Source organism: Rickettsia endosymbiont of Polydrusus tereticollis (genome assembly GCF_964026385.1).
Lineage (GTDB): Bacteria > Pseudomonadota > Alphaproteobacteria > Rickettsiales > Rickettsiaceae > Rickettsia.
In genome coordinates this window covers 927295-941699 of record NZ_OZ032142.1, presented here as the reverse complement: position 1 = coordinate 941699, position 14405 = coordinate 927295, and the positions used below count along the sequence as shown (strand labels likewise).

The following is a 14405-nucleotide window of genomic DNA, read 5'->3' as shown; positions in this document are numbered from 1 at the left end:
GCTTTTCATGTCATTTTTCAGCTAGCACGGATACCAAAATCGTCATGGCGAGCGGGTATAGCTAGAAGCTAATAAAACGGCTATGGACAATAATCTCTAAAGAGTTGATCAATATCACATTGATATTTTCTCCTAATAGATTTAGCTTGAGCCCATTTATGTTCAATTGGATTTAAATCTGGGCTATATGCCGGTAAATATTCAAGGATATGCCCAGCATTTTTGATATAATATTGCATATCTTTATTCTTATGAAAAGCAGCATTATCTAAAACAATTACACAACCATCTGGTAATTTAGGCATTAAATCCTCTTTTACCCAATGAGTAAAAGTTTGTGTATCAATATTATGTTCGAAAAGACTAACTGTCAAAAGTGCTTTGTCTAGCAAGGCTCCTATAGCATTAGTACGTCCTTTAGCTCCCCAATCATGTGTACCAAAACATCTTTCTCCCTTCATAGAATATCCATGAGTACGAGGCATGTCATGCATAAAACCACTTTCATCCAAGTATACTATAGGTTTTCCATCATGTGTATATTGAGTAATTTTATTTTGAAAGCATAACCTCTCTTTTGCTTTGGCTTTTGGGTGATTCAGTGTTTTTTTTATATGTAATATTTAAGCGTTTAAGAGCTCTCCAAATGCCATGTGTACTTACAACTAAACGTTCAGCTCTCTCATAATTATAAGCATCAGGATAGTCCTTGACATCTTGTTTTAATGCTTCCATGTTGATTTTTGTTGCAGGTTTATTACGAGTACGTGAAGGCTCCAAACGTTTTGCCCAACGCACTAATGTTGTCTTCCCTACATCAAAACGCTTGGCTGTTTGTACATAACTTAAACCTTCTTTGTTCTTTATCTTAAATACCTTTCTACGAAAATCTATACTATATGTCATAAGTCTTTTTTTATAGCCGTTTTATTAGCTTCTAGCTATATTGTTGCATGGATACCCTAAACGTTCTCGGTGTCATTCCCTCGAAAGAGGGAATCTACTTAATAATATGACAAAAGTTAGATACCAGCTTTCGCTGGTATGACACCAAAAATTCGATCCATGCAACAACGCTTTCAGTCGCTCGCAATGACGGAGGAGATCAGCATTACTTAATTGCTTCAACAATTTTATTTGCCGCATCTGCTAAGTCATGTGCGGGGATTATTTCTAAACCGGAATTAGATAAAATATCTTCTCCTTTTTCAACGTTAGTGCCGGCAAGACGAACTACTAGCGGAACTTTTATACCAATCTCTTTAGCAGCGGCAATAATGCCTTCGGCTATAATATCACAGCGCATAATACCGCCAAAAATATTCACTAAAATACCTTGTACGGCTTTATCCGATAAAATAATTTTAAAAGCCTCTTTAACTCGTTCACGATCAGCTCCACCCCCAACATCAAGAAAATTTGCCGGTGCTGCACCGTAAAGCTTAATAATATCCATAGTAGCCATAGCAAGACCTGCTCCGTTTACCATACAGCCGATATTCCCGTGCATCTTCACGTAGCTAAGCCCGGCATTTGAAGCTCTAGTTTCTAAGGGATCTTCTTCATCGTTATCACGCATAAATAGAATATTTGGATGCTTAAATAAAGCATTATCGTCAAAAGTAATTTTTGCATCTAAAGCAAGCAATTCCCCGTCTGTCGTGACTATTAAAGGATTAATCTCAATTTGTGCCGCATCGTTATCTATAAAAGCATTATAAACTGCTTCAATGATTTTCTTCATTTGCTTTACTTGATCATCTTTAAACCCTAATTCATAAGCAATGCCTCGTGTATGAAATGCTTGCAAACCTGTTGCCGGATCGACAAAAAACTTAATTATTTTTTCAGGGGTTTTATCAGCTACCTCTTCAATATCAACACCACCTTCAGAAGAAGCTATAAACGCAATGCGGCTACTCGATCTATCAAACACGACGCTAAAATAATATTCTTTAAAAATATTCTTTCCTGATTCGATATAGAGGCGGTTAACTTTTTGTCCTTCCGGACCCGTTTGGTGAGTTACTAAATTAATGCCGAACATATCATGTGCCACTTTTTTAGCTTCTTCTTTACTTTTTACAACTTTAACTCCGCCGGCTTTTCCTCTTCCGCCCGCATGTATTTGAGCTTTAACAACATATACTTCAGCGTTTAAGCTATCAATAGCCGCATTAATATCTTGCGTTTTTGTGATTACTACACCGGTAGAGGTAGGCACGCCGTATTTCCTTAAAATTTCTTTTGCCTGATATTCATGAATATTCATATTTTACAATTTCTCTGAAGGATTAACTAGCTAATAGTATAATAATTTATCTTTAATCTGTAAAGATTTTATAGAGGATACTTCTCGATGTAATATTTATCCTTATCACGTAAATCGAAGGTCTTATAATTTTGATTAAATAACTTATTTGCTTTATTTAAAGCATCGATATATTTTAAGGCTTCTTCAGTTCCTGTTTCAGACATTTTAACTGTAATATTCCCCTCAAGGTTCAAGTCCCATCTACGATCCCCGCAGCGTACGGCAGATAAGGATTTAGTCATTAGAGCCGGATATTTTTTTAACTCCTCCACCAATTTACTAGCATAGATATTAGCACCGTTGCCGACCACATGTAATAAATGCGGAAAAGGTTCGATGTTTTTAGTAATCTCATAACCTTCTTCATCAATTAGAAAAAGCTGTCTATTAATTTGCCAAATGGCGATAGGCTCACGTTCAAATAATTTGATATAGACGGTATTTGGTAACCGCCTGCCGACATAGACGTCTTTAATCCATTTATTATTTTTTAAATTATTTCTAATTTCATTTAAGTTAAGGGCAAAAATAGGAGTACCCTTATCGGCATTTAAAACTTTTAATATATTAGATTCTAGAACATTTTGTTGCCCTTCTATTACGACATTTTCAAGCCTAAACCCCATATTTGCCGTCGATTCATAAATATTTTGCACTATTTTATGTTTGGTAGAAGCAAAATATTTTGTAAAAAAAAACAAACCTACAAAAATAATTAGTGAAATTTTAATAATAAATATCATTCTAGTATAGATTAGTCCAATCTTTCTACGCAGTGAGATATTAGTTTTTTTTACCTTATTTTTTTTGTTAGAGTTTTGTTTTTTTCTCATGAGTCAAAGCTTGCCGTCTTTAAAATTTCTTCAATTAAAGTAATAAAATTTATGCCGCTATAAGCTGCTATCTCCGGTACTATCGATAAAGGCGTCATACCGGGATGGGTATTTATCTCAAGAGCAATTAATTTATTTGTTTGATCTTCTAAAATAAACTCTACTCTTGCTGCTCCCTTGCAATGCATGGTTTTATAGATTTTTTCAGATTTTGCAAGCAATTCCGAATATATTTCGGAAGGTATCGGTGCAGGGCATAAATGCTGAGCAAATCCTTCCGTATATTTAGTTTCATAATCATAAAAACGATTTTTTAAAAGCTTAATCTCCAAAGCTCCTAAAGCTTTGCCGTTTAAAACCGCTACTTGTAGCTCCCGCCCTTTTATATATTTTTCTATCATTATTTCATCGCCATAAGGAAAATCATAATCGGTAAAATCAAAATCATCTTCCGCAAAAATGATCTCAACCCCGATACTTGAACCTTGTGTGAGGGGCTTTATTACATACGGGCGTGGTATAGGGTCACTTTTAATATTATCACTTTTATTTACTATAATACTCTCCGCCATAGTAATATTATTTGCCGTGAACCAAGCACGGGAATGTATTTTATTAAATGCTAAAGCAGAGGTAAGTATGCCGCTATGCGTATATGGAATACGCATAATATTTAATAGCCCCGGTAAGCAACCGTCTTCACCGTATGTGCCGTGCAGACAGTTAAAAACAATATCGGGTTTTATCTCGAGAAGCTTTATAGCAATATCTGCACCCATATCTATAAAAGTAACCTGATACCCCGCATCTGTTAATGCTTTGTTAACCCCTTCAGCCGATACTAACGATACTTCCCTTTCGGCAGACATCCCCCCGCCGATAACGGCGATATGTTTTTTGCCGCTACTAGTTAGTATCGTAATTTTAGAATCCTCTACCCAACATGTTTGATATTTATGCATATACTGCCCGTTAATGTTATTATTTTTCTACTTTTATGTCATTCCCGCGAAGGCGGGAATCCAGACTTTTTTTGTCATGCTGAACTTATTTCAGGATATACTAAAAAGTGTTTTTCTGGATTCCCGCCTTCGCGGGAATGACATAAACAAAAACTTTTCAGGCTAATTAACTATACCTGCCTATCCGTTTAATTTCCCACTCTAACTTAACACCGCTATCTTCAAATACTTTTTGTTGTACAAAATTGCCTAAATCTTCGAGCTCTTTAGCAGTTGCGTTACCGTGATTTATCATAAAATTACAATGAAGCTCTGAAATAGAGGCGTCGCCTATTCTATATCCTCTAAGACCCGCCTTGTCAATAAGTTGCCAAGCTTTCATAAAATGTTGAGTTGTCATACCGGGGCTTGACCCTGGTATGACATTATTAATTTGTTTGCCCGTAGGATTAGCAAACGTACTGCCGCCGGTGCGTTCTTTTATCGGCTGGGTTTGAGACCTAGCATCATTTATTTCATTCATCCGCTGCGTTATATCTTCTTCGCTACCCGCTTTAGTCTTAAAAATAGCTTTAGTTATAATCAAATTTGAAGGTAAATTGTTACTGCGATATTTAAAACCTACTCCTTCATTAGAAAAAATTAAAGTTTTTCCGGAAAAATCAACTGTTTCTATTTCTACTATAATATCTTTAAATTCGGAATTATAAGAACCGGCATTCATTGCAACGCCGCCGCCGATAGTCCCGGGGATCCCCACTAAAAACTCAAAGCCGCTAATAGAATTAGCCTGACAGAATTTGGCGAGATTATAATTAAGGCAGCCGCTACCGACCGCAAGGCGGTTATCTTTAGTAAGCTCAATATTAGTAAAATTTTGTCCAAGCTTTATTACGCAGCCTTCTATCCCGCCGTCTCTAATAATTATGTTGGAACCTGCCCCTAAAATCGTTACCGGTAATTCTTGGTTATTTTGTTGCAAAAAGCTTACCAAATCATCAGTGTCGGCAGGCTTAAAAAATATCTCGGCATTGCCGCCTACTTTAAACCAAGTCAGATGCTTTAAATTATAATCTCTTCTATACTCACCTCGAATTTTGGGTAGTTTCATAAAAAACCCCGAGAGATGCCATTCTCACAATAAGGTGGCATTGTTGCATGGTTCGAAAATATAAGAAAATTTCTGATGTCATTCCCGCGAAAGCGGGAATCCAGAAAATAATATTTAATTATTAATACAGTATTTATAGTAATTTTATAATAAAAAAGCTGGATTCCCGCTTTCGCGGGAATGACATCGGATATGAAATCTATAATATCAAGCATATTATCAATCCGTACCTTTCAATTTTAGATCATTAGCCCAGGTTGAAATATTGCCGGCACCCATCATTATTATCATATCGCCCGGGCGTGCATGATCTTTAATAATTTGGGCTATATTTTGCGGATAAGGTATAAAGCTTGCTTGAGCGTGATGGTTATTTTTCGTTATTTGCTCAACTAAATTCTTAGACGTTATACCCTCTATCGGCGATTCGCCGGCTTCATATATATCGGTAATATAAAGTATATCGGCATCGTTAAAACAAATCATAAAATCATCAAATAAATATTGTACCCTGGAATATCTATGCGGCTGAAAAATAGCAATAACTTTGCCGTTTTGCTTATCGGCAATATTCTTAGCGGTAGCAAGCGTAGCCTTCACTTCTTCCGGATGATGAGCGTAATCATCGATTATAGAAGCATTATTATATTCGGCTACTTTTGTAAATCTTCGCTTTACCCCTTTAAAGTTACTAAAACCGTTTTTAATAACCTTGATACCAAAATCTAGCTCTACTCCGACTGCAACGGCAGCTAAACTATTTAAAATATTATGTCTTCCGGGCGTTGGGATAGTAATTCGCTCAATAATCGTAACACCGCTTACATTCGGTAATTTAATTCTGATATCAAAAGTCGAAGAGGCAATATCAGTACTGATATTAAAAGCCTTAACATGTGCGTCATCCGAATTTATGCCGTAAGTAACAATTTTACGTTCAGTAACGGTGCTAATTAATTCTCTTACTATTTTATGATCAATACAAGCAACGGCAAAGCCGTAAAAAGGTAAATTAGTAATGAAGCTTCTAAAAGCGTTAATTAGCGTAGCAAAATCTTGATAATAATCTAAATGTTCGGGGTCGATATTGGTTATTATCGCAATAGTTGATGGTATGTTAATAAAAGTAGCATCTGATTCATCGGCTTCCGCAATTAAATAATCTCCCGATCCAAGATAAGCATTTGTTGATCTATTATTAATAATACCGCCGTTAATTACTGTAGGAGATAAGCCTGCCGCTTCAAATAAACACGCTATAAGGGAAGTAGTGGTAGTTTTGCCGTGCGAGCCGGAAACCGCTACTGAGCATTTTAACCTCATTAATTCGGCAAGCATTTCAGCACGCCTAATAATCGGAATTTTTCTTTGCAAAGCCTCTTGTATTTCCGGATTATTTTTATTAATTGCCGAGGATATCACTACATACGAAACATTAGTAATATTTTGTGCATGATGTCCCAAGAATATTTTAATGCCGTTTGACTCTAACCTTTTGGTATTATAATTCTCCGATAAATCAGAGCCTTGTACTTTGTAACCGAGATTATGCAGTATCTCGGCGATGCCGCTCATGCCAACGCCGCCGATACCTATAAAATGGATAGTCTCAAGGATTTGTTTAGTTCTTTTTAATTCAAGTAAAAGCATTTAATTATTTAATATAAAATTTTAGGAATAAGTCTCTTCCCATATAAGTTTTTGATACATACGTCAAGCCTCGATGCCATTCCCACGTGGATAAGGGGGTGTTGCGTGGCTCGATTTTTTGATGTCATTCTAGCTAAAGGCGGGAATCCAGGCTTTTTTTTGTCATGCTGAACTCGTTTCAGCATCTTTTTAGTATATCCTGAAATAAATTCAGGATGACTTAAAAATATTTTTTTCTGGATTCCCGCCTTCGCGGGAATGACATACGGCACTTTTTTAGATCCACCCAACAACGCCTTCCGCAGCTAAGAACGACGTCGAGAATGCCGCTTTTTAATCTTTTCTTAATTCTGCTAATTCTTTTTGTAATTTTATTACTAAAATTTGCAGCTTCTCAAATTCTTCTCTAGTGACATAATTATCTTTTAATATTTTATCTTCAATTAAGTTATGGCTTTTCTCTACTATATTATTAGTAACTTTTTGTGCTATGCTGCCGGCACCTATCATTACTTTTAGAATATTATTTGTTTTCATAATGTCTCTATTGATAAAGCGTGTAAACCGTTTGCTAGCTCGTCTGCAAGAAGGTTGTTAATTATACGGTGTTTTGCTATTAAACTTTTACCTATAAATAAATTTGTAGAAATTTGTACTTTAAAATGGCTTTCAATGCCAGCGTTATGCCCGGCATGTTTGTGGCTTTCATCTATTATTTCACAGAAATGTGGTTTTAGTGCCTTTAATTTTTCTTTTATCCGATCTATTCGAGTCATATTTCGCTATTATTCATTATATAAATTTCATATTATCATATTATATTACTAAAATAAACATGATAAAATTAATGACCGAACTAGAAATTTTCCAGTCAGAAATTGATAATTTAAAAGAAGGTACATGTTTATCTTGTAAATTAGCCAATTATTATGAAATTAAAGCTATAAGAAAAGATCGTTACCCGATAATTGAGGAACTTAATCAAATTATTGATCGAGTAAGCACGGAGCTTAATACTCCACTTAGCTATAAAAAAATTAAAAAAGATAGGATATTATTTATCTTAAAAACGCAAGATTCTCATTTAATTAAAAATTTTGCTAGAAAACTATATTTACTTTCTCAGCTTTACACTGACTCAGGACATCCCGCTATTTACATGAACTGCTATATTGCAAGCATTCAATTCCCTCAAATAAACAATAATGCCGAGGAAATTAAAAACATTTTAAATATGCTTCTTTCGTCGCAAAACGGCGAATATTATTACCGAGAATATAACCTTATTGATTATGATTTAGAAAATATTAAAAAATCTAATATTCAGCTTAATTTACTCCGGCAAGCCTTAGCTAAAAAAACCATGATATTTGCTTATCAGCCGATTATCGATCGCACGACTATGAAAATCCATTATTATGAATGTTTACTTCGAATACCGGATGAAAACAATAATTATATTTCCGTCGGTCCGATAATTCCTATGGCAGAAAATAAAGGATTAATTTTTGTGATTGACCAAATTGTCCTTGAAATGACTATTCAAGAATTAGTTAAAAACCCTGATTTAATTCTTACCGTTAATATTTCAAATGTTGGTACGACAGATGAAGCTTTATGGGAGCTTGCCGAAAATTTACTACAAACTTATGACGTACATGGTCGCTTAATTATTGAAATCACTGAAACTTCTTTTAATGAAAATTATGAAAAAATAACGTTATTTATTAATAAATTACGTAAATTCGGTTGTAAATTTGCTTTAGACGATTTCGGCTCCGGTTTTACTTCCTTTAAGCAACTACAAAATTTACCGATTGATATTATAAAAATTGACGGTAAATATGTACGTAACATTATAAGTGACGCACACAGCCAGTATTTTGTTGAAAAGTTAATTAAGATTTCAGAAGATTTAGGAATAAAAACAGTAGCGGAATTTGTTGAAAACGGTGAAATAGCACAATTTTTGATTAATTTAAAAATTAGCGGCATGCAAGGAAATTTTTTCTCGGAAGCAACATTTGATAGGGTTAAGGATATTAAGAGGTGATGACGTTTTGACCTATCCACGGTGTTCTTTATTCTCTTGTAATTTTTCTCTGAGTTTTGCAAGCCTTAAGAAACGTGCAAAGGCAAAAATCATTGAATCAATAAAACCGTCAAAGCCGAATATAAAATATCGCCTAATAAAAAAAGCTTTAAAAAAACATAATAGCATTTCCGTAACAATTCGAGCGTGCGACGGCACTTTACCGGTGTTAAATAAATCTTTTGCTTGCTCTCCCGAATAAAAATTTGCTTTAGCAACCAACTGCTCAATTGAAGTACCGGAATGATGATAAGCTACGCCGTTTAAAAGGTATATTTTATTCTCAATACCCTCATTAAATACTACCGAATCATGAGTAGTGCTATCATGAGTATTGCCGAAACTAGCAAATTTTTTATTATATAACCTGATGCATTTATTATAAGGTGCAAATCGACTGGGTTTTGAATTATTACGATGTATTATTAAGAGCTTTATTTGATAAGCTAAATAACGATCTTGGTTTTTGGCAGCAAAAATATACTCTATTTCATCTTGCAGCTCTTTCGATAATTCTTCATCGGCATCAATGTTAAGTATCCAGTCATTAGAACATAATCCTTCTCCGAAAGTTTTTTGTGCAACATAACCGGACCAAGGGTTAACGATTACTCTAGCACCTAATTTTTTAGCAATTTCTACTGTCTCGTCAGTACTTTCACTATCAACTACAATTACTTCCTCGGCAATATTTTTTACGCTATTTATAGCTCTGGCTATCCTTGCAGCTTCATTTTTTGTAATGATAAAAGCAGAAATTTTTGTCATTTTTACTAAGATAAAATAAATAATTGTCTTGATTATCTGTTATACCGTGGTCAAGCCGGCATTGTTGCGTGGCTCGAATTTTTGATGTCATTCCCGCGAAGGCGGGAATCCAGGGAATATTTAAGCGAATTATATAGTAAATTTCTATATAATTTTGCTTGTTTTAAGTGTTTTTTCTGGATTCCCGCCTTTAGCTAGAATGACACAAAGTGTAAAACCGATCCATGCAACAACGCCATTACAACCACCGAAGTAACCAAAACGCCGCTTTAACTATAAAAGTTAAAAGCAACGTTGCCGTTATACCGCCGAGCCACAAGATAATAAACCATTGCCACCCTTTTAGGGAAGACATTACTTTTAAAAGCTTAAGGTGTATTTTCTTAATATATTGGGTGATGAGTCGATTTTCCACGAAATATATAATAACAATAAATTGTATAACCAAGTATCACCGGTAAAAATATTCCGATACCGATTAATAACAGAGATTGCGATTCAGGAGCAGCTGCCGCTTGTGCTAAAGTTACTTGGTAAGGCACTATAAACGGCCATATACTTATACCAAGACCCAAATAACCGCATAAAAATAAGAGGATTACGCATATAAAGGACTGTACGTCATTTTCTCCACGAATAGTTTTAATTAATCTAAAGAATATTAAAGCCGTTAAAATAGGAATAATTGCCAGATATAAAATATTAGGCATGCTAAACCAACGATCATGTATTTGCTTATTTAAAAAAGGCACCCATAAACTTACAAGTCCCATAAATAGCACAACGTAGCACGAAATATAAAGAGCGGATTTACGAGCCCATTGTTGAGTATTATCCGCCGTTTTCATTATTAACCAGCTAGAGCCGAGAAGAGCATAGCCACATATAAGGGCAAATCCCGTCATTATAGAAAAAGGACTTAACCAGTCAAAAGCGTTGCCGGCAAATACTCGCCCTTTAACTTCTATTCCCTGCACAAAATTACCAAGCATTACCCCCTGACAAAAAGCGGCAAGCAACGAACCGAAATGAAAAGAATAATCCCAAATATAACGATGATTTGCACGAGCTTTAAATCTAAATTCAAAAGCCACGCCACGGAATATTAAACCCAGTAACATTAATGTAATGGGAATATATAAAGCCGGCATTAGAATTGAATAAGCAAGAGGAAAAGCGGCAAACAACCCTCCTCCTCCGAGTATTAACCATGTTTCGTTACCGTCCCAAAAAGGTGCTATAGAATTCATCATTTTATGGCGACATTCATCGGTCGGTGCAAAAGGAAATAATATACCTACCCCTAAATCAAATCCGTCTAATAAAACATAAAGACAAATCGCCGTAGCAATTAAACCGCCCCAAATAAGCGGTAAATCTATATAAGAAGCAAAGTTAAGCATCAGTTTTTCCTAAATTTTAATTGCGGTATAGTTCCGTGTAGATAGCTAAACATCATGGCAAGAAGGTATTTATGCCATTGCGAGCGGCTTGATCGGCGTTGTTGCATGGCTCTAAAAAAGTGCCGTATGTCATTCCCGCCTTCGCGGGAATGACATCAAAAATTCGAGCCATGCAACAACGCCAGCCACTTCGTGACCTCGCCATGACGATTCCGGGAGCCATCCTACTTAATATTAAACTTATCCTGCATAAGTTTATTTTCTACTGCTCCTACTAAAGAATCGGCAAAATTTTCGGAAAGGTTTTTACTTAGTATACCCAATTTTCTTTTAAGCCACGGCTGTTTAGCACTAACATATTGAAATTTGATATTTTCACCGAATTTTTCTTTCATAACACTATACATATCATTGATGCCGTCAATTAAACCGTAATCAGCGGCAACTTGTCCTACCCAAAATTCACCGTTAAATAAAATATCATCTCCTTGGGTTAATTTACCGATACGTCTTTCTTTCACATAATCGACAAAATGCTCATAAACTTGCTTTTGTAAATTTTTAATTATTTTAAGATCATCTTTTTGTATCGGCTGAAAAGGGTCTAAAATTGCTTTATTTGTCCCTTCGGTATAAATACGCCGCTCTATTCCAAGTTTACCGATAGCTTCATGAAAACCAAAGCCGCTTGCTATAACCCCGATACTGCCTATAATCGAACTACGTGAGGCATATATTTGATCGCCGATGCAAGCAAGCCAGTATCCTCCCGAGGCAGCAACGTCCTCTATAAAACTATAAATTTTTATTTCATTTTCTTCAGCAAGCTCACGAATACGTTTGGCAATAAGCTCTGCCTGTACCGGTGCACCGCCGGGTGAATTAATCACTAAACAAACCGCTTTAAGTTTTTTTATTTTAAAAGTTTTTTCTATTAATTCATTTAACGATTCTAAAGTAAGCCCTGACTGCATAGTACTGATTTTGCCTATCACCCCGCTAAGCCGCAGAACAGCGATAACATCTTTGGAATTGGTGAAAATTGACGGAAAAAAAGAAAATAATTGTTCTAATTTACTCATTTGACGTTTACTTATTATCGGTTCAAATTCTGCTTTAGCAATGACGCTTTTATTTCTTTCATTCATTATTTTGCTCTTTTTTATCTTCTGAAGTAAATTCTTCATCCGAAGTTGATTTTTCTGACTCACCTTGATTTGTAGATTTTTTGACCGTGCCTTTTTGCACTGGTTTTAAAGGCTTACCGGGCTGATTAAGAGACCCTTCATTATAACTATTTTTTGGATCAGGATAATTTCCCGGAATATTGGATAAAATAATCCCTCTAATTTTTTCGTCATGCCAATTTGTATTACCGGTAAAGCTAGCTATTTTTTTTCCCTCCGGACTTATTAATATACTAGTCGGTATCCCTACAATTGAAAATGCTTTAAATAATTGATTTTTATAATCGTGATAAATCGGTAAATATCTTATTTGATAGCTTTTAAAATGTTCTTGGATAACTTTTACCCCTTGATAATCCTCCGATACGGGTATTATCTCAAAAGGTAACTTTCTAAAATCTTTTTGTAAAATATCAAGATCGGGCATTTCTTTAATACATGCCGCACACCAAGTTGCCCAAAATACTAATAATATAGTTTTTCCTTCAAACTGATCAAGAGAATATTGATTTTTTTCTTCATCAAAAAATATTACGTTATCCGGAACGTTCGAGCCGCTTAAAAATTTTACGGTAGGTTTACCGAACTGGGAAGAGGCGAAGCTAGTTGTAGTTAATAATAAGCTTACTATAATAATAAAAAAGTATTTACTATAATTTTTCAAAATCATATAAATAAAAGTATTTTTTATAGTTTTACGAGATTTTAATGAAAACATTTTTACTTTTTTTATTATTAATATCTACAATATTAAGTAGCTGCGGTATCAAAAAACCGTTAGAGGTTCCTCAACAAACAGAAGTAGCTTGATGTCATTCTCATTAGGCATTGGCATTGTTGCATGGATTAGTTTTACACTTTGTGTCATTCCCGCGAAAGCGGGAATCCAGAGAATATTTAAACGAATTATATAGTAAATTTCTATATAATTTTGCTTATTTTAAGTGTTTTTTCTGGATTCCCGCCTTCGCGGGAATGACATACTGCTACTTTTATTGATCCATGCAACAACGCCCACAGGCAGGAATGACATACGACACCTTTTTAGAACCACACAACAATGCTCTGCGAGGTGGATACATATTTACACTAATATCTCTTTAAAGTAGTGCCTGACAACACCAAATCAAAGCAATATGCTTTTATTTCTTGTTCTACAGTAAATAAAGCCGGATTCATTTCACCGCACTCACCTTCACAAATATTTTTATCGGATAATTCTAATCGTGTTTGCAAAGTCTTAAGGCTAGGATGTTCCACTCTAATATTTGCATTCTTAAAACGAGAAGATAACATACTAATAAAATAATATTCCCCTTTGTTATTAGTAGTAGCAGTACCGGAGCCGGTAAAACTTGAATTACTATTAGCGTAGAATCTTTTTTTATCGACCCGTGTCCGTAGCGGCTCATACGGATATCTTCCGTCTTGCCCGACTTGCCATAAATATATTTTTGCATCTGACACCGGTACACAATTCTGGTCCAGCACTCTACCCTTTATTAAAATTTTTTCGCCGCTATATTTAGATAATTGACCTGTTTTACGAAGTAAGTTATTGGTGGGTTCAAAAACTTTCGGTTCATAATCATTTAATATATTTCTAGTAATATTACAACGATTAAGGTTATTACTATAAAATTGAGGCGTAGCAGCAAATACGTTAACTGCCAAAAAACAAAGTAAACAAAATAAAAAATTTTTCACATTTTACCACTTATAATTATTTTTATTAAACTTGTCCCCTTGGTCAAGTCAGCGTTGTTGCGTGGCTCGAATTTTTGATGTCATTCCCGCGAAGGCGGGAATCCAGAGAATATTTAAACGAATTATATAGTAAATTTCTATATAATTTTGCTTATTTTAAGTGTTTTTTCTGGATTCCCGCCTTCGCGGGAATGACATACGGCACTTTTTTAGAGCCATGCAACAACACAGCTACAAGCCTCGATACGACAACTCTTTAAATTAACCAAGTTATATAATATATTAGTAGATCAATTAATTACGTTAATCAAATTAATTTTAAGTATAATTTTTATTTGTTTGTTGATCAATTGATTATTGATTGTTAATATACATAAA

Annotated in this window: 17 protein-coding genes; 2 read left to right on the top strand and 15 right to left on the bottom strand. The window is 34.8% G+C overall.

Annotated features, from left to right (window positions below; genetic code table 11):
• Positions 1–80: 80 nt before the first annotated feature.
• The 9 genes from AAGD48_RS04460 to AAGD48_RS04420 form a co-directional block, all read right to left on the bottom strand.
• Positions 81–551, bottom strand: coding sequence for an IS630 family transposase (locus tag AAGD48_RS04460; RefSeq protein ID WP_341790737.1), 471 nt, complete (start codon positions 549–551; stop codon positions 81–83).
• A gap of 1 nt (position 552) precedes the next feature.
• Positions 553–906 (bottom strand): IS630 transposase-related protein, encoded by a 354-nt coding sequence (locus AAGD48_RS04455; protein WP_341789396.1) that lies wholly within the window; start codon positions 904–906, stop codon positions 553–555.
• Positions 907–1111: 205 nt separating this feature from the next.
• Positions 1112–2272 (bottom strand): ADP-forming succinate--CoA ligase subunit beta, encoded by a 1161-nt coding sequence (sucC, locus tag AAGD48_RS04450; RefSeq protein WP_341790592.1) that lies wholly within the window; start codon positions 2270–2272, stop codon positions 1112–1114.
• Positions 2273–2340: 68 nt separating this feature from the next.
• Positions 2341–3147, bottom strand: coding sequence for a cell division protein FtsQ/DivIB (locus tag AAGD48_RS04445; protein ID WP_341790591.1), 807 nt, complete (start codon positions 3145–3147; stop codon positions 2341–2343).
• Entirely contained in the window at positions 3144–4109 is a 966-nt protein-coding gene (locus AAGD48_RS04440) for a D-alanine--D-alanine ligase (protein ID WP_341790590.1), read from the bottom strand. The genes AAGD48_RS04445 and AAGD48_RS04440 overlap by 4 nt, the downstream gene beginning before the upstream one ends.
• A 166-nt stretch (positions 4110–4275) precedes the next feature.
• Positions 4276–5220, bottom strand: coding sequence for a UDP-N-acetylmuramate dehydrogenase (murB, locus tag AAGD48_RS04435; RefSeq protein WP_341790589.1), 945 nt, complete (start codon positions 5218–5220; stop codon positions 4276–4278).
• A gap of 219 nt (positions 5221–5439) precedes the next feature.
• Positions 5440–6870 carry a UDP-N-acetylmuramate--L-alanine ligase gene (gene murC / locus AAGD48_RS04430; RefSeq protein WP_341790588.1) on the bottom strand — a complete coding sequence of 477 codons (1431 nt, stop codon included), beginning with the start codon at positions 6868–6870 and terminating at the stop codon, positions 5440–5442.
• Positions 6871–7203: 333 nt separating this feature from the next.
• Positions 7204–7407, bottom strand: coding sequence for a hypothetical protein (locus tag AAGD48_RS04425; RefSeq protein ID WP_341790587.1), 204 nt, complete (start codon positions 7405–7407; stop codon positions 7204–7206).
• Positions 7404–7646: a BolA family protein gene (locus tag AAGD48_RS04420; RefSeq protein WP_341790586.1), complete on the bottom strand. Its 243-nt coding sequence runs from the start codon at positions 7644–7646 to the stop codon at positions 7404–7406. Before AAGD48_RS04420 ends, AAGD48_RS04425 begins: the two co-directional genes overlap by 4 nt.
• A gap of 71 nt (positions 7647–7717) precedes the next feature.
• Here AAGD48_RS04420 and AAGD48_RS04415 point away from each other — a divergent pair, with 71 nt between their 5' ends.
• A complete protein-coding gene (locus AAGD48_RS04415) occupies positions 7718–8923 on the top strand; it encodes an EAL domain-containing protein (RefSeq protein ID WP_410526028.1) in 1206 nt (401 codons plus the stop codon).
• A 12-nt stretch (positions 8924–8935) separates the two neighbouring features.
• On the opposite strand, the gene AAGD48_RS04410 is transcribed toward AAGD48_RS04415, so the two are convergent.
• The 3 genes from AAGD48_RS04410 to cydB all read right to left on the bottom strand — a co-directional run bounded on the left by AAGD48_RS04410 (position 8936) and on the right by cydB (position 11133).
• The gene (locus tag AAGD48_RS04410) at positions 8936–9730 is read right to left on the bottom strand and encodes a glycosyltransferase family 2 protein (RefSeq protein ID WP_410526027.1); all 795 of its coding nucleotides are present in this window, start codon (positions 9728–9730) and stop codon (positions 8936–8938) included.
• Complete coding sequence (locus AAGD48_RS04405) at positions 9693–9821, bottom strand: hypothetical protein (protein WP_341790585.1); 129 nt, start codon at positions 9819–9821, stop codon at positions 9693–9695. Before AAGD48_RS04405 ends, AAGD48_RS04410 begins: the two co-directional genes overlap by 38 nt.
• Before the next feature lie 292 nt (positions 9822–10113).
• Positions 10114–11133 (bottom strand): cytochrome d ubiquinol oxidase subunit II, encoded by a 1020-nt coding sequence (cydB, locus tag AAGD48_RS04400; RefSeq protein ID WP_341790584.1) that lies wholly within the window; start codon positions 11131–11133, stop codon positions 10114–10116.
• 149 nt (positions 11134–11282) lie between these two features.
• Between cydB and AAGD48_RS04395 the strand changes: the two genes are divergently transcribed.
• Positions 11283–11411 carry a hypothetical protein gene (locus tag AAGD48_RS04395; RefSeq protein ID WP_341790583.1) on the top strand — a complete coding sequence of 43 codons (129 nt, stop codon included), beginning with the start codon at positions 11283–11285 and terminating at the stop codon, positions 11409–11411.
• On the opposite strand, the gene AAGD48_RS04390 is transcribed toward AAGD48_RS04395, so the two are convergent.
• From AAGD48_RS04390 to AAGD48_RS04380, 3 genes are all read right to left on the bottom strand, one after another.
• Positions 11358–12281: a S49 family peptidase gene (locus AAGD48_RS04390; RefSeq protein WP_341790582.1), complete on the bottom strand. Its 924-nt coding sequence runs from the start codon at positions 12279–12281 to the stop codon at positions 11358–11360. The genes AAGD48_RS04395 and AAGD48_RS04390 overlap by 54 nt on opposite strands.
• On the bottom strand, positions 12274–12990 hold the full coding sequence (locus tag AAGD48_RS04385; protein ID WP_341790734.1) for a TlpA disulfide reductase family protein: 717 nt from the start codon (positions 12988–12990) through the stop codon (positions 12274–12276). Before AAGD48_RS04385 ends, AAGD48_RS04390 begins: the two co-directional genes overlap by 8 nt.
• A 419-nt stretch (positions 12991–13409) precedes the next feature.
• Entirely contained in the window at positions 13410–14027 is a 618-nt protein-coding gene (locus tag AAGD48_RS04380; RefSeq protein ID WP_341790581.1) for a dioxygenase, read from the bottom strand.
• Between the last annotated feature and the right edge of the window lie 378 nt (positions 14028–14405).